The organism is Mesorhizobium sp. M7A.F.Ca.MR.245.00.0.0, assembly GCF_003997415.1.
In the GTDB taxonomy this organism is placed as follows: domain Bacteria; phylum Pseudomonadota; class Alphaproteobacteria; order Rhizobiales; family Rhizobiaceae; genus Mesorhizobium.
In genome coordinates this window covers 98,166-113,877 of sequence record NZ_RZTE01000004.1, presented here as the reverse complement: position 1 = coordinate 113,877, position 15,712 = coordinate 98,166, and the positions used below count along the sequence as shown (strand labels likewise).

General features: G+C 57.1%; 13 protein-coding genes. 1 reads left to right on the top strand and 12 read right to left on the bottom strand.

What is annotated here, in order from left to right:
• Positions 1 to 81: 81 nt before the first annotated feature.
• The 3 genes from EOB80_RS07055 to EOB80_RS07045 form a co-directional block, all read right to left on the bottom strand.
• Positions 82 to 1,017 (bottom strand): glycosyltransferase family 2 protein, encoded by a 936-nt coding sequence (locus tag EOB80_RS07055; protein WP_127327149.1) that lies wholly within the window; start codon positions 1,015 to 1,017, stop codon positions 82 to 84.
• A 33-nt stretch (positions 1,018 to 1,050) separates the two neighbouring features.
• Positions 1,051 to 2,985, bottom strand: a complete 1,935-nt coding sequence (locus tag EOB80_RS07050; protein ID WP_127327257.1) for a nucleoside-diphosphate sugar epimerase/dehydratase — start codon at positions 2,983 to 2,985, stop codon at positions 1,051 to 1,053.
• Positions 2,986 to 3,266: 281 nt separating this feature from the next.
• A complete protein-coding gene (locus EOB80_RS07045) occupies positions 3,267 to 3,992 on the bottom strand; it encodes a class I SAM-dependent methyltransferase (protein ID WP_164762544.1) in 726 nt (241 codons plus the stop codon).
• Between the two features lie 386 nt (positions 3,993 to 4,378).
• Here EOB80_RS07045 and EOB80_RS07040 point away from each other — a divergent pair, with 386 nt between their 5' ends.
• Complete coding sequence (locus EOB80_RS07040; RefSeq protein WP_127327147.1) at positions 4,379 to 5,017, top strand: hypothetical protein; 639 nt, start codon at positions 4,379 to 4,381, stop codon at positions 5,015 to 5,017.
• Positions 5,018 to 5,026: 9 nt separating this feature from the next.
• Here the strand turns inward: EOB80_RS07040 and EOB80_RS07035 are convergent, their stop codons facing one another.
• The 9 genes from EOB80_RS07035 to rfbA are packed head-to-tail and all read right to left on the bottom strand — an operon-like array spanning position 5,027 to position 15,641.
• On the bottom strand, positions 5,027 to 6,004 hold the full coding sequence (locus tag EOB80_RS07035) for a hypothetical protein (RefSeq protein WP_127327146.1): 978 nt from the start codon (positions 6,002 to 6,004) through the stop codon (positions 5,027 to 5,029).
• Positions 5,994 to 7,421: an ABC transporter ATP-binding protein gene (locus EOB80_RS07030; RefSeq protein ID WP_127327145.1), complete on the bottom strand. Its 1,428-nt coding sequence runs from the start codon at positions 7,419 to 7,421 to the stop codon at positions 5,994 to 5,996. Before EOB80_RS07030 ends, EOB80_RS07035 begins: the two co-directional genes overlap by 11 nt.
• On the bottom strand, positions 7,411 to 8,196 hold the full coding sequence (locus EOB80_RS07025) for an ABC transporter permease (RefSeq protein WP_050596487.1): 786 nt from the start codon (positions 8,194 to 8,196) through the stop codon (positions 7,411 to 7,413). Before EOB80_RS07025 ends, EOB80_RS07030 begins: the two co-directional genes overlap by 11 nt.
• Positions 8,193 to 10,721 (bottom strand): glycoside hydrolase family 99-like domain-containing protein, encoded by a 2,529-nt coding sequence (locus tag EOB80_RS07020; RefSeq protein WP_127327144.1) that lies wholly within the window; start codon positions 10,719 to 10,721, stop codon positions 8,193 to 8,195. The genes EOB80_RS07025 and EOB80_RS07020 overlap by 4 nt, the downstream gene beginning before the upstream one ends.
• 43 nt (positions 10,722 to 10,764) lie before the next feature.
• Complete coding sequence (locus EOB80_RS07015) at positions 10,765 to 12,216, bottom strand: hypothetical protein (protein WP_127327143.1); 1,452 nt, start codon at positions 12,214 to 12,216, stop codon at positions 10,765 to 10,767.
• Positions 12,213 to 13,115: a dTDP-4-dehydrorhamnose reductase gene (gene rfbD / locus EOB80_RS07010; protein ID WP_127327142.1), complete on the bottom strand. Its 903-nt coding sequence runs from the start codon at positions 13,113 to 13,115 to the stop codon at positions 12,213 to 12,215. The genes EOB80_RS07015 and rfbD overlap by 4 nt, the downstream gene beginning before the upstream one ends.
• The gene (rfbB, locus tag EOB80_RS07005) at positions 13,112 to 14,182 is read right to left on the bottom strand and encodes a dTDP-glucose 4,6-dehydratase (RefSeq protein WP_127272411.1); all 1,071 of its coding nucleotides are present in this window, start codon (positions 14,180 to 14,182) and stop codon (positions 13,112 to 13,114) included. Before rfbB ends, rfbD begins: the two co-directional genes overlap by 4 nt.
• Before the next feature lie 22 nt (positions 14,183 to 14,204).
• Positions 14,205 to 14,759 carry a dTDP-4-dehydrorhamnose 3,5-epimerase gene (rfbC, locus tag EOB80_RS07000; RefSeq protein ID WP_024503666.1) on the bottom strand — a complete coding sequence of 185 codons (555 nt, stop codon included), beginning with the start codon at positions 14,757 to 14,759 and terminating at the stop codon, positions 14,205 to 14,207.
• The gene (rfbA, locus tag EOB80_RS06995) at positions 14,760 to 15,641 is read right to left on the bottom strand and encodes a glucose-1-phosphate thymidylyltransferase RfbA (protein WP_127327141.1); all 882 of its coding nucleotides are present in this window, start codon (positions 15,639 to 15,641) and stop codon (positions 14,760 to 14,762) included.
• Between the last annotated feature and the right edge of the window lie 71 nt (positions 15,642 to 15,712).

Below are 15,712 nucleotides of genomic sequence, written 5' to 3'. Positions count from 1 at the left end.
CCGCAGGCCAATGCCGTCAATCCGGTCGACGTAGCATGAGCCGATCTCTTGACCAAGCGCGCCACGCAGCCGTCGCAATGTTCAGATGCGCCCCAGGATGAAGGCGAGATAGAGCCCAATGTTTCCGGAAACGGTCTGCCGATAGACGCCGCTTTGGCGCAAGCCTGCCAAGCGGCGGGAAAGGCCACCGTTGCGCCCGCGGATGAAAAGGTCGAGGCACGCCGTCGCGTCCTCGGTCAGGAGATCGCGATTGACGGCGAGACCGTCGAGGTTGAGGTCCGTCCAGCCGGCGAATTCCCCCTTGAACAGGCGGCCAAGCCGAGAGAACCTTGCTTTCCAGGACACGTTGGCGCCGACCAGGTTCGCCGCGTGCTGCCGGTAGCGCACCAGCGGTCGCGGATCGTAGCGGACGATGCCGGCGGCGGCGGTCACTATGAGATAGGCCCACCAGTCATGGCTGACGAACCCGGTCCGCGTGGAGGCCCTGGCCAGCAGGTCGCGTGCCGCGGCGTTGAGCAGGATTGTGTTGCCGCCGGCGATGCTTTGCACAAGCGCGTTGCGAAAGGATGGCGGCCGGGCAAACAGCGGCGAATGGCCGACAAGGCTTCCTGTTTCCGTCATGGTTGCGGTTCGCGAACAAAACATCAGCGGGGTTTTCGCATCCTGGGTCCGCATCCAGCTGATAGCGCTCTCCAGCCTGTCGGTCTCCCAGATATCGTCCTGGTCGCAGAAGGCATAGCAGTCCGCCTCGATGCGTCGGTCGACGATCATGGAGCGGAAATTGGCGGCGAAGCCTTGCCGCGGCCCCTCTACCAGCGTCATCCGCCCCTTGGGCCGCCAGCGGGATTTCCATGTCTCGATGATGGCGGTCGTGCCGTCGGTGGAGCCATCGTCTGAAATCCACAAGTCGACCAGAGGGTGCGACTGCTCGAGCAGGGACTGCAGCTGCTCCTCGATGAAGGCGGCGCCTTCTTTCGTGCCCATCAGGACCGCGATGCGCAGATCATCTTTGCTCACGAGCAAGATCGCTTTCTGAATTCTGAACCGGGCCTAGCTCGCCTGCCCCGCCGTTTTCGGGATCGCGTCTTGCCTCGCACTTGCCCTGGCCTTCTTGGCGCGGTCGAGACCTGCCAATGCGGCGAGCGCGGCAGCCTTGTCCTGGTTTTTCGCCGACTGCTGCAGGGCCGAGAGCGCGACCTGGACATCCGACCATTCCACGACGTCCGTGCTGAGACCGAAAACCTTCGAGATGCCGAGTTCGACGAGTTCCTCGTCTTCGCCATGCAGCGTTTCGTGAAGTTTTTCGCCCGGCCTGATGCCGGTGAACCGGATCGCGATGTCCTTGTATGGGCTCTTTCCGGACAAGCGGATCATCGTTTCGGCCACTTCAAGAATCGGCACCGGCTTGCCCATGTCGAGCATATAGACGGCATAATCGTCTCCGCTCTGCCGCGACGCGGCATCGGCCGCCGACATGATGACGAGATCGACGGCTTCGGCCACGGTCATGAAATAGCGCGTCATGCGCCGGTCGGTGATGGTGACGGGCCCCCCAGCCTCGATCTGCGCCTGGAATATGGTCGCCACCGAACCGTTGCTGCCGAAAACATTGCCGAACCGCACTGCAATGAATTTGGTGGCCGGGAGGCGCCCGCCCGGCTCGCCATGCAAGGCGCTGATGATCTGTTCGGCGGCCCGCTTCGTCATGCCAAGCACTGATGAGGGATCCACCGCCTTGTCGCTCGATATCAGGACAAATTGCGCAACCCCGCACTTGGCGGCAACCTCGGCGCAGACGAGCGTTCCGAAAATGTTGGTTTGAATGGCCGAATCCCAGTTCTCCTCGAGCAGCGGCACGTGCTTGAGCGCCGCGGCGTGAAAGATGATGTCCGGCCGGAATTCCGTGACGACACGCATTATCTGGCGCCGGTCGGAGACATCGACGATGCGGACCTTGAGTCGGTCATGGTCCTTCTCGTCAACATACTGGCTCAGTTGGAAGATGCCGAATTCGGAGTTGTCGGCGACCAGCACCGCCTCGGCTCCCAGTTCCAGCGACCGCTTGACCAGCGTCTGGCCGATAGAACCGGCACCGCCGGTTACCAGAACGCGTTTGCCGCTGACAAAGGCGCCGATGCGCTGGATGTCGGACGCGACCGCCGGACGGCGCAGGATCGTTTCCATCTCGACGGTGTCGAGAACCAGCTTTCCGTGCTGTTCCAACTCCGAAAGGCCTGAGAACTGCACCACATTTATGTCGCCGTGCCGGGCAATGCGCACGAGTTCCGAATAGTCCTCGATTTCGTGCTCGGCGCCGCTGCCGAAAATCAGCAAGTCCAGGCTTTTGGTGCCGGTCGCATAGTCTTCCAGGACATCGATCAGGCGCGGCATGGTCGCCACCACGGGAACACCTTGAATCCGCGTGCCCAACGGGGCGCCGCGCTCGGTCGCCATGATGCCCGCGATGGAATAGTCCGCCGGTTGCGCCGTGCGCGTGAAGCGAATGATCAGGTCGGCCTCGCCGAGCCGGCCAACGAACAGCGCGCGCTTGGGCTCAGTATCGTCGGACTTGCGGCCAAGAATGCCCCAGCTCGCGCCGTCACGCAGGAAGCGGTAGAACAGCCGGGGTGCCGATATGATGGTGAAGGAGACGAGGAAGAAGACGATGAACTGACGCTCGTTGAGCCCCGCCACCGGCCGGTAAAAACGCAGCAGCAGCGATGCCATGTAAAGAGTGAACGTCAAAATCGCGCAGCTCTTCAGGATGTTGAAAAAGTCCGGCGTCGAGGCGAAGCGCCAGACGGTGGTGTAGAGGCCACTGTAGCGGAACAGCAAATGGCTGATGACGACGATGCCCGCCCATGTCGCCAGACCCTCCTTGGAGAGCGCGTCGAACGAAAGATTCGACCGCGAAAGCACCAGGCTGAGCGCCACGGCGACCAGGACCATGACCACGTCCTGGACCATGATGAAGGCGCGCCGCATCTGTGGCCTGAGCCCTAATACTGATTCGAGATAAGAATTCATTGGACGGCAGAAGACTCCAGGATCAAAGGCATCGACACCTGCGAGGTGCGAACACGAAGATACTTCGCGACCAACCACCTTACTCAAGTGCCATCCCCGGCCCCCGCCGTCCTGTATCGCATACTGCGGGGGCGAGGGCATAGCCAGAGGTTTTTGCTGAGGAGGCGCGATTTCGTCCTCTTGTATCGGTGGTAAGGATGAACCTCCAAAAGGATCAAAGAGCTACTGTGAGGTGAGCGCTATTTGATCAGCATCAACGGCGGCTCCACGACCGCCTTTTCGATCACGGCCAAACTGTCGTGCAGATGTATTGCCGGTATACTACGATGCAGAACCATGTCCGACATCGAGTTATCGATTGGCGCATACCAGGCATGCAGGCAGTCAATGATGTCCTTGACCACCTCAATGAACGTTCCGGGGCGACGCAGGCCGCCCTGCCAGTCTTCCCAGTACGCCGTGTGCAAGTCTTCGCAGATATAGACCCCCCCATTCGATAGCAGCGGGAAAAGAGTGCGGAAGCTCGCGAGTTGGTGCTCAGCTATATGGCTTCCATCGTCGATCACAATGTCCAAACCACCCATCTCTTCGACTATAGACGCCAGAAACTTTGGATCCGCCTGGCTACCGACGCGACCGTGGCAGTTCATTCCAAGGGACTCCACTTTCACCGCACTACTTGGACTGATGTCGATCCCGAAGAGGATGGCGCGCTCTCCGAAATAGGGCCGCCAGACGTTGAACGAACCACCGTCTGCGATGCCTATTTCGAGGAAATGTAGCGGTCTGCTCAGATTGCGGTATGGCGACAGGTAGCGGTCGTAAATATCAAGGTAATGTAGCCACTTCATTGATGGGGCCTTCGAGGATCTGTTAAAGAACAAATCAGCCAGCGGAGACCGTGTTTTTTTAGATAGCTCGGCTATTTCAGCCTCGTCTCTAATGATTCGAAATTTCTCTTCCATCAATCTACCTACACCGATAGAGTTAAACATTAGTCTGGCACGTACAGCTCCAGCAAGATCCATGCCGCGCACCCCTCTTGAGATCCGCTTCCGTGGGGAGTAGACAGCGACCGCTTATTAAATACACGTCCACCCTGAGTGTTCCAATGGGTTGCATTCCTGAGCAGCTATAGCCTGCCAGAGGCACATGCAGCGCTGTGGCAGCAGGACAGAGAGGCAGGGCGGTCCGACGGGTCGCCCGGCGATCTTTCGCAGCGGACATTCGATATCTACCTATAAGCGATGCTTCGAGCCCCGAGACAAACGAGAGAAACACTGTGAGATTTCGGATCAGGCTGCCGTCCCGGACAAGAGACCGAAGCATTATTGGCGGTTTGGAACCCCTGTTGAACCGTCATATTGATGAGCTTGTTAACGGTCTTGTCTCCGGCACAACTCCAGAGATTCCGATTGGACGAAAGGACGATCTCGCGGAACATCTCAATATGGTGAGACAGGAATTCGTGGGTCGAACCGAAATTGAATATGCGCACGCAGCCCTGATCGTGCTTTTACGTCGCGGCATTGCCGAAAAAATCATTTGGAAGCGCTTCGAACAAATGTGGGACAAGTGCGGGCCCGTTCTGCTGCACCGATTGAGCACCCGGTGGCTGGTCTCAGCCTGCGACACAATTACCGACTTCTCTCCCGATCGAGCCGAGCGTGCGCTGGCGCTTGCCGGGTCGCTCCTGATGAATACAGTCAAGCTCTATGAAACCGAGATTTGGATGAAGGCCACCGAAGCCGAAGAATATAAACGCTTTCCACAGGGAGGCATGACACTCTTCGACGGCGTGACACCCTTTATGGTTGGCGCCGGCGACATGATTTTAAATCTAAATACCAGGGTTCAGTCTCTATCCGAAAAAAAAACCTTGGCTTCGAACATTCTAAAAGAGATGTTTCGTAGGGCTCATGTCAATCAAACAGTATTCCAACGCTTTCAGGCGTTGCATCACTCAGATCTCACCAAGTGGAGCCCATAAACTTCCAATTCAACGGCGAGCAAGCGAGTAGGCTCGCCACACCTCCAGTTCCCTTCGCCTCAGGTGAATGTTCGATTGGTCCAACGGCCTAATTTCTCGAAAAAGACCAGCGGCGACCAAGCGTTCAGCATAGCTGATGTTGGTCTGTCTAAATGCCAGTTTGGTTTCGGTGGATAATGGAAGGCAGGAGAACAATTCACCATCTAATACGCGCTTTATCGCTCCCGACAGTCCAGTGGCATCACCCCTTTGATAGAGGGTAACATCAGCAGGAAGTTCCAAGAGATCGAAAAGGCTAGTGAACTTGGAGGAATATCCTATCAACGCGACCTGCCGGCCCGACAGGAGCCCCCAATAAGCGACATGATACGAATTTGTTATGATCTTACCGGTCAAAGCGAATTTGGACCGGAATTCAGGTTCCGACATAGAATTGGTGCCAACTATCACATTCGGCTCGATAGCCGAGAGGACATCAAAGACCGCTTGCCCGCTTGCGGCCGGATTTCGGTTGAGGAAAACGCCCAGCGCCGTTCCTGGCAAGATATCGACGATATCTCCCATCACGCTGGCGCAGGGTACTAGTGTAGAATTGGATACTGCCAGAGCACGATCGCGAGAGCCAAAAAAAGAAAAATCCGTTGAAATTGAGGAAGAGAGTTCTCCGAACCCGTTCAAGGGCTGGATACTCTGGCCGACTCCCCATGCGACTTTTCGGTCCGACTCAACCAAGGAGCTTGCATAAGCTCCGAAATCATTGAACGCGCCACCACCCAGAATGAGAATTCGAGAGAACCCGCTTTCCGAAGGTGAGTGACATTTGAAGTCGAAATAGTGGCGTGGACTGGAAAGATAGTCGCCGATATTAAAGGTCGGAGGCCACGCATGCACAAACGACAGGGTCGCTTCCCCGCAATGCATTGAAATGGCCGGAAATTGAGCTTGGATCCCACCCGAAGACATGGACGTGCCTCGCTCATCGGTCAACAGTGACCACCATGGAGAGATCGACGAGCCCTGCCGCCAATGTTTCGTCCTCCTCTGTCACTCTGAAAGCGATGGCGTCGATAATGCGGTGGAGAGGCACCTCATCAACTTCTGGCAATCCGCGGACCTGACACGTGACAAAATAGTGACCAGGAAGCAGTAGGCAAGTGAACTCAAATCTTGATCTTAGAGATGAACCAGCCTGCGCCAGTTCGACCCGAGACGCCCTGCACTTGGCGCCTGCGACATGGAACCCGGTTGTGGTTGTTATGCCGATGCCGAACCCCACCCGAGTAGCGTCCATTGAAAAATCGGTCCAATATTCTATGAAGTATCTTCTGCCGAGCCTCAGCACATTCACCTGCTCGCCGCTCACAGTGAGTATGCGAACGTCGCGAATGCGCGCGCCTCGCTCTTCTTGATAGGCAGTTGACTTGGAAACAAGTGAAGGATCGAAGCTATCCGCAGATTCCAAAATTTGATTGGAGAGCGCTTCGCGGTGCTCAATTTCGTTTGTGGGCGCCTGCGAATTGTCGACAACAACTTCATCTTCGGATTCTGATCCCAGCCAAGGCAATTCGGCTGAGATGACGCGAGATATCGTTGCGTCCCTCATCGCCACAATTTGCGTCCGGATTTCCGCCGCGCCCTCCGCACTGGCATTTACCAGCCGCTGATACTGGCCTGTCACCGTCTTTGGGCGGCCGGTCAACATCATTTCACCCGCGTCGAGCAGTACGGCGCGATCACAAAGTTGGACGATGGTCTGAGCGGCGTGGCTGACGAACAGAATCGTACCGCCACGTTCCTTGATCTGCTCGATTCGCGCGAAACATTTACGGGAGAACGCCTCGTCACCCACCGACAGCGCCTCATCGACCACCAGAATATCCGGATCGACATTAATGGCGACGGCGAATGCCAACCGCACATACATACCTGAAGAATAGGTCTTTACCGGCTGCTCGATAAAGTCTCCGATATCGGCAAAGGAGGCGATGGAGTCAAAGCGATTGTCCATCTCGGCACGGCTGAGGCCAAGGATGGATGCGTTGAGATAGGCATTTTCGCGACCGGTGAAATCGGGGTTGAACCCCGCGCCCAGTTCCAGCAACGCCGCTACGCGGCCATTGACGGTGACCGAACCACTGGTGGGCTGCAGTGTTCCACAGATAATCTGCAGAAGCGTCGATTTTCCCGAACCGTTTCGCCCGATGATGCCGACCGTCTCGCCTCGCCGGACGTCCAAAGAGATATTGGTCAAAGCAGCAAAGTCGCGGAAGTAGCGCCGAGGCTGCTGCCTCACCAGCCGCTGCAGTCTCGGCACCACCATCTGTTTCAGCCGGTCTTCAGGCCGGTCGAACATCAGATGGTGCTTGGATAGTGCCTTCACAGAGATGGCGATTTCAGAGGACATCTGCGAAGCCCTTGCGCGTGGCCCGGAAGAACAAAAACCCAACGCCGGCAATGATCGCTGCCGTCACGGTATAAAAAGCCAACGCGTGAAAGTTCGGCATCTCACCAAAAATCAGAACCCTGCGGGCCTGTTCGACGGGAATCGAGATGGGATTCAGCACCAGCCACGGCCGCACGGCCGCAGGCAGCGCCTCAGCCGGCACAAATATCGGAGACAGGAACATGAGCGCACTGACGATTGGGTTCAGTACCTGGCCGACATCGCGAAAATACACACCAACAGCGGCAAGGAACCACGACACACCAAGGAGGAGGAGGATAAATGGGGCCACAACGATCGGCAGAAGCGGCGCCGTCAAGGGAATCGATCCCTGCGAAATCACAAGGAAGACGAGCATGACCAGAAAACTGACCATCATGTGAAACAACGCCGCTGCAAGCGCCACTACCGGCAGCACTTCAAGCGGGAAAACAATCTTCTTCACGTAGCTAACATTCGCCAGCACAAGCGTAGGTGCCCTCGTCAGCACCTCGGAGAAGGTTTGAAAGAAGATCAAGCCAACGAACAATATGATCGCGAACTGGGCTGTCGGTTGCCCCTCGCCTCCCCCGGCCCAACGCATCCGCAGAACCGTGCCGAACATGAATGTGTAAACTGCGAGCATAAGCAACGGGGTCAATAGCGACCACAAGATGCCAAGCATCGACCCTCGGTATCGTCCAGTCACTTCTCGACGTGTAAGGCTGATAATTACGTCCAGATAGTTAACAGTCACAGTTCGACAACCTTAAGAAGGGCGCGGAGACGTCGGACCAAAGTGTCAGTGTCGACTTGGGATGTTACGTGACGCTGAGTCAAATGAGGCTGGCCCGGAAATGGGCTTTCAACCATCTGCGAACGGCACACCACCACTTCGTAGTCGAGTGAAAATAGCGCGCAGGTGCGCGATAGCCACATCTCGGTGATGCCGAGTTCGTTCCAGTAGCCGACCCAATCGTCGGGCGTCAAATCGACCAGCTTGGTGCCGGGTTGGCACCAGATTATGTTGGCGAAAGCTGACCCATGCGCGCCAACAATCACCTTGGCGTTTCGGAACAACGCTATTTGATCGACATATGGTAGTTTTGATGGGTCGACCGCAGTGAATCCCAAAGCTTCCAGCGCCGAGACTACCTCAGGTTCGTTGTCAATGAACCGGTTCGAATATGTGTTGGCCCGATCCCGTGCGAGGTAGATCAGCGGTGGGGTAGCAGAAGTAGTCGGCAACGCGGGTTGCAGGGCATACTGTGCGAGGGAGTCCGGGTTGGGGTAATAGGTCGTCCCAGTCGTGAGGCTATTGCAGACCATAGCAGAGCGGAATCGAAATGGCGTATGCGGCAGAATTAGAAAATGATGGGGCAGAAAACCCCAAGTCGCCAGGATACCGCGCACCCACAATGGCGCATCGTTTGGCAGCACTACCTTGAGGCGGTTCTCCTTGATTTCGTTCTCCCAGAACAAAATCTGCGGGATAGCATCGAATAAGACGTGTCCAAAAGCAAAACTTGAGTGAAGCGGGATTAGTACATCTTCGTCAATGAACTGAAATTCATTGGATAGCAATATGTAACTCCCATCCTCTTCGTCCAGATAATCTAGAAGATCGAGATTCTGATACACATATCGGTAGACGATAATGGACTCTTCTACAATCGCTCCACCTTGCGTGATAACGCCGATAGCGCGGGAGTGCGCTACACAATTTAGAAATCGTCCGAATTGAAATGGTACGGCGTTAAAGTTTTTCTCTGCAAAAAGTTCCTTTAGTCGACCCAGCTTAGTGGCACCGCGACCCGCAGTAACCTTGACGCTTTTGCTGATGACGGCCCTGCCCGGATAGGCTGTTAATATGGTGTCGTTCTTCGACGCAAGCAACTCGGCCCTCGTTTTAACTTGTCGGGCCGATCGAGCAAGGGCGACGCTCTGCAAGACCAATGGAAATGTGGCAGCGGGCGCCGAGGAGCCGCGGTTCAGAAACGGTGATCGACGCCACAGCGATCGAATTGGTCGGGCGGCGGCGCGAGCGGCCCGGAAGCCACATCTGACAACCCTGTATGCCGCCGGCGCGTTGGCCAGCATCCCTTGAATCTTCAACTTGGTCGCAGCGAAGCGCTGCACGGGCGAATCCGCCTTCCATATCGTACCGCTTGAAACCGCAAGGGAAGTTCCTGTGTGCGTCCGGAAAGGATGCGGATCAAATACATCGTCAAGAACAGACTTGCTTTCTTTAACTCGAAGAGTCGCATCCAGAAAGGCTCTCCCGAACTTCCTATCCGGCTCCAAGTGACAGCCCTCGGCCCATTCGTTCCATGCATTTATAAAAACAAGCCGTTCCTTTGGCGCGCGCTCGACCATAGTAAGGGACGTGGCCGCCCTTAACCAACGCTCATAGTTATCAGGGGTGGCAGCAAGCATTGCGACCGCGCGGTCGCCAATCCGGGCAGTGTTGTCCCATGACGGGACTACCGTCCGATAAATTTTCTTATCGCGATAATCGCGCCCGAGATAATTACCGGCCACATCTGCATAATCTACGAACATGCCTCTGAAGGAACCAAAGGTCGTCACTTCACGGTTGATGTTTTCGACCAGCATGTTGTGCGGGGGGAACTCCACTCCGCCGTCAAATCCAAGTGATTCATAGTCGAGATTGCCGTGCGTTAACGCGGCAACAAGGTGGATTTCTCCAATTCCGATTTTCCGGCAGTGCTCGCGCCATTTTTCTACAGCTCGGGCGGGGTTAGGAAGCTGCTGTGGTCTGTAGACAAGCAAGATCGGTCGTCCGTCGACGCGAAGATATCGGTCATCTCGCAAAAAAGGTGCTACGCTTTCGATAAAGCTGATTTCATAGTCCGGCCCATAATCCTGCGAAATCAGCATCTGCTGCTCCGCACCGTCCCATCTTCGCGTCCAGTTTTCGTTGGCCCAAGATAAACAAAAGGGCATACGAGCCGACCTGTCCGCCAGATAAGCGTCAACGGGCTTGTCTAGCAACCGCCGGCCACCGAACCAATAATAGTGGAAGCAAAACGCATCGACACCGTATTGCTGAGCAAGTGCTATCTGTTCATGTTGCGTCTCCCTCACGCGCAGATCATAGAAACCAAGATCTGTTGGCAAATGTGGTTGATAGTGACCGTCAAACAGAGGTCTTGCCTTAGTCACGTTTGTCCACTCAGTAAATCCCTTCCCCCACCAAGAGTCATTCTCGGGGAAAGGGTAGAATTGAGGGAGATAGAAAGCGATATATATCGGCTTCATAAATAGCTTCCAGAACGCAGTTTTAGGATCACCTATATATATCTCATCGTTTGAAAAACGAAAAAACACTATAGATCAGAGATGTAAAATTTCCTGAGTTGCCTCTATGCATTTTTCGTATTTCATCCAACAGAAATTCTTCCCTCTCCTTATACTCTTCTGCTACCCCTGAAATTCTCTCTTCTTGTTTTTTTAAAAAAAACTCACGTTCCTGCTCTAAATCGACCACTTGGCGTTGAGCCTTCTGCAATCTCCCTTCGAGATGCAGAAGGGCCTCTCGTTCAAGCACCGCTTCGCGTTCCAACTCAATCAACTGCCGAGCTAACGCGTCCGATTGCGTCTTATGGACCTTCTTTTGCGCAGTCAGTCGGCTGATTTCCTTGTCCCTTTCGACAAGCAACTGACCTTGTGCGCTTTCGCGCTGAGCCAGCGCCTCAACTTGCGCTTTCAAGCTAGCGCCGTCGTCCGCCAGCACGTTGATCGCGCCATCTTTCTCAGCATTCCTGTTCTCCAAGGCTGACACGGTTCCAGTAAATGCAGCCTGCCTTGCGTTCAACTCCAGGATGCACGCAGCGCCAAATTGCCGCGTACCTGCGTCAAAGCCCGCTTTGATCTGATCTAGCCGAGCCAGTGCTTCTTGATCGTGAGCATCTTTCTCAAGGGACCGGACCGCGAGATAAGTATCTTTGGCCCATTCCGGGATTGCTTCATCTGCAAGCAAGCGCTCGACACTTGCGAGGTGGTGCTGATGCTCCGCCGATAGGAAATCATCAATCTGAACCTTCGCCTCGGCAGGCGTCCGAGGCCAACCTATTGACAAGGTTTCACCTATTCTTGCGATTGACGGATACCAATCTGCAATGAGAGATTCATAAGAAAGAAAGGCACGCGCAGCGCCGCGAGTGGCTCTCTCTGCGTCAAGCACATAGCGTAACCAGAGCAACGAACCGAACGCCGCCGTCATCCCGTCGCGCTTCTTCAATGAAGCAATAACGGAAAGTGGATTGCGCACAGTCAGGACATATCGAACCTGAAAGTTCATGGAAGCGAGAATTGCCCCGTAGAGCGGCACGAATCTGGAAATGCGGGGCTCTTTCAAGACGATTAGTGCGTCGTCGCCGTACTCCTCCCCGATGATGCGAGCGATCTCGACTTTGTAAAATTCCGCCCTGGATGCTGAGAGGCTATCGGGGTCAAAAGGCCTCCAGTCATCCCAACGGCTCCCGGCCTCAATAAGCATCTGATCGTTCAATAATGTCAGACGGGTCGGTTCCCAATAACCATTCGCGTTGTTGCTGTCCGCCGGAATCGAATCCTTAGGCAGTTCCGCGCCAAGCAGATTGATCGCCCGCGTCAGCGCGCTGGTGCCCGAGCGATGCATGCCCAGCACCATGATGCAGGTGCGTTTGGCTGCTTTCGGCTTTGCCTTGCGTGCCTTCGGCTCGTCGACGGGCGCGGCATCGCGCGTGTTTTCCGCTGAAGGGTGCTTGTTCATGCCGTCAATGCCTGTTTCGGCTCACCGGCTAGCAGCCGGCGCACCACCGCTTCCGTCGATTGCCGCCAGTCCGGTGCATTCCAGCCGAATGCCGCCGTGAATTTCGCGCTCGACAGCCGGGAATTGCCGGGGCGGCGCGCCTTGGTTGGGTAGTCCATCGTAGCAATGTCCCGTACCCGCGCCCAGGGACCACCCAACACGCGGCTTGTGTCGAGGATATGGCGGGCAAAGCCGCTCCAGTTGGCCTCGCCGGTTCCGGCCAGATGATAGATGCCGGATGCGGCGGCGCCCTCGTGCAGCCGTGCCGCCGCATGCAGGATCGCGTCGGCGATATCAAGTGCCGATGTCGGATTTCCCCACTGATCGGCCACCACCGCGATCTCGTCGCGGTCGGCGGCCAGCCGCAGCATGGTTTTCACGAAATTCTTGCCGAACGGGCTGTAGACCCATGCCGTGCGCAGGATCAGATGGTGCGGATTGGCTGATGCAACCGCCTGCTCGCCGGCAAGCTTGGAGGCGCCATAGACGCTGCGCGGTGCGGTGGCGTCGGTCTCGACATAGGCGGCGTCCTTGGTGCCGTCGAAGACATAGTCGGTCGAAAGATGGATGACGGGAACGCCCAGGCGGCTTGCTGCTTGCGCCACCTTGCCGGCGCCGACGGCGTTCACCGCGAATGCCAGATCGGGCTCGTCCTCGGCCTGATCCACCGCCGTGTAGGCGGCGGCCGACACGACGATATCAGGCTTCGCGGCCGCGATGGCTTCGATCACCGTGTCGGGTCTTGCGAGGTCGAGTTGCGGACGGCCAATGGCGATGACCTCAACGCCGGCGGCCGCCTGGCCGGCCTCCAGAAGGCTCGCCGCGACCTGTCCGTCGCGTCCGGTGACAACCAGCCTCACGCCGCCCCCTTGCGTGCTTCGCCCAGCCGTTCACCGGCATAGCGCTGCTCGCGGATCGGTCCCCACCACCATTTGTTGTCGAGAAACCAGTCGACGGTCTTGGCGAGGCCGCTGTCGAAATTCTCATTGGGCGCCCAGCCCAGGTCTCGGCCTATCTTCGAGGCGTCGATGGCATAGCGGCGATCGTGACCGGGGCGGTCGGTGACGAAGGAAATCAGGTCGCGATAGCTCTTGCCCCCTGCCCGCGGCCGCCTGCCGTCGAGCAGATCGCAGATCGTCTCGACGACGCCAAGGTTGGTCCGCTCGGAATTGCCGCCGACATTGTAGCTTTCGCCCGGCAGTCCCCTGGTCGCGACAAGTTCCAGCGCGCGCGCGTGATCCTCGACGAACAGCCAGTCGCGCACATTGGCGCCGGCGCCATAGACCGGCAGCGGCTTTTCATCGAGCGCATTGAGGATGACCAGCGGGATCAGCTTTTCGGGAAAGTGATAGGGTCCGTAATTGTTCGAGCAATTGGAAAGCACGACCGGCAGGCCATAGGTTTCGTGCCAGGCCCGCACCAGATGGTCCGAGGCCGCCTTCGAAGCGGAATAGGGCGAGGATGGCGCGTAGGGCGTTTCCTCGACGAACATGCCGCCGTCGAAGGGAAGATCGCCGAACACCTCATCGGTCGAGACATGATGGAAGCGGAAATGGCTCTTCCGGTCTTCGGGCAGGCCGCGCCAGTACTCCAGCGCGGCATTGAGCATCTTGTAGGTGCCGACGATGTTGGTCTCGATAAAGGTGCCCGGCCCATCGATCGAGCGGTCGACATGGCTCTCGGCGGCAAGGTTCATGACGATGTCGATATCGTCGCGCCGAAGGATGTCGAGCACAGCCTTTTCGTCGCAGATGTCGGCCTGCGCGAAGCGATAATTGTGTGCGTTCTCGATCGGCCGTAGCGAGGCCAGGTTTCCCGCATAGGTAAGCTTGTCGAGATTGGTCACCCGATAGGCCGGGTTGGCGCATAGATGCCGGCACACCGCCGAACCGATAAAGCCAGCACCGCCCGTCACCAGAAAATTCATGCCGCTGTCCTCACGTAATCCATCAGGCGAACACCTCGGCGGCGGCCAGCAGCGGCGCCTTGAGGTCCTTGTCCGAGAGCTGGAACCCGCCGGTCAATGACGGCCATTCGATGCCGATGGCGGGATCGTCGAAACGGATCGACCGATCATGCGCCTGCGAATAGGTGTCGGTCACCTTATACAGAACCTCGGTGTCGGGCACGAGCGTCACGAAACCGTGCGCGAAGCCTTTCGGAACCAGAATCTGGTTGCCCTTTTCGGCCGACACTTCGAGAGCGACCCATTTTCCGAAGGTTTTCGAACCGCGGCGAATGTCGACCGCGACATCGAGAATGCTGCCCCGGATGACGCGCAGCAGCTTGTCCTGGGCGCGCGGCGCAAGCTGATAGTGAAGCCCTCGCAAGACGCCCGCCGCGGCGGAATAGGAATGATTGTCCTGCACGAAAGCCAGGTCTATGCCGGCCTGCGAAAAGCGCTCGGCATTGTAGGTTTCCACGAAGAAGCCGCGCGCGTCGCCATGTCGCTTTGGCACGATTTCCAGCACGCCATCGATGCCAAGGGGCCTGACCTCCAACACCTAGCCCTCCGACAGGTCGACGACACGCCGGCGCAGATAGGCGGCATATTCATTCTTGCCCAGGCGGTCGGCGCGACGCAGAACCTGGTCCACTGTCAGCCAGCCCTGTTCAAAGGCGATCTCTTCGGGACAGGCAACCTTGATGCCCTGGCGGTGCTCGATGGTGCGCACGAATGACGAGGCCTCATGCAGGCTGTCATGCGTGCCGGTGTCGAGCCAGGCATAGCCACGCCCCAACCGATGCACATGCAACTGGCCGCGCTCGAGGTAGACGTTGTTGACCGCCGTGATCTCGAGCTCGCCGCGCGCCGAGGGACGGATGGCAGGGGCGATGTCGACGACGTCGTTGTCATAGAAGTAAAGACCGGTGACCGCCCAGTTGGATTTCGGCACCTGCGGCTTTTCCTCGATCGTCAGCGCCGTTCCCGTGGCCTTGTCGAAGGAAACCACGCCATAACGCTGGGGATCCTCGACATGATAGGCGAACACCGAAGCGCCCTTTTCGCGCGAGGCAGCGTCGCGGCAAAGCTGCGACAGCCCGTCGCCGAAATAGATGTTGTCGCCGAGGATCATCGACACGTTGTCCTTGCCGATGAAATTGCGGCCGATGATGAAGGCCTCCGCCAGCCCGTTGGGCTGCGGTTGCTCGGCATAGGACAGGTCGAGGCCGAACTCCGATCCATCGCCAAGCAGATCGCGAAAAACCGGCAGGTCACGCGGCGTCGAAATGATCAGAATTTCACGGATACCCGCGAGCATCAGAACGCTCAGCGGATAATAGATCATCGGCTTGTCGTATATCGGCAGAATTTGCTTAGAGACCGCTAATGTTAGTGGATAAAGACGCGTTCCACTGCCTCCAGCAAGGATAATTCCCTTCAAGAAGCTCTCCTTGACATGCCTGAACCCCCCGGCCCCAGCCGACCGTGCTTAGGTTCCATGCATTGGCTTGT

Coding starts and splice junctions, on each gene's coding strand:
- EOB80_RS07030 (WP_127327145.1), bottom strand. CDS start 7,421: ATGTCCTCTGAAATCGCCATCTCTGTGAAGGCACTATCCAAGCACCAT.
- rfbB (WP_127272411.1), bottom strand. CDS start 14,182: ATGAATTTTCTGGTGACGGGCGGTGCTGGCTTTATCGGTTCGGCGGTG.
- EOB80_RS07020 (WP_127327144.1), bottom strand. CDS start 10,721: ATGAAGCCGATATATATCGCTTTCTATCTCCCTCAATTCTACCCTTTC.
- EOB80_RS07050 (WP_127327257.1), bottom strand. CDS start 2,985: ATGCGGCGCGCCTTCATCATGGTCCAGGACGTGGTCATGGTCCTGGTC.
- EOB80_RS07045 (WP_164762544.1), bottom strand. CDS start 3,992: ATGGAAGAGAAATTTCGAATCATTAGAGACGAGGCTGAAATAGCCGAG.
- EOB80_RS07015 (WP_127327143.1), bottom strand. CDS start 12,216: ATGAACAAGCACCCTTCAGCGGAAAACACGCGCGATGCCGCGCCCGTC.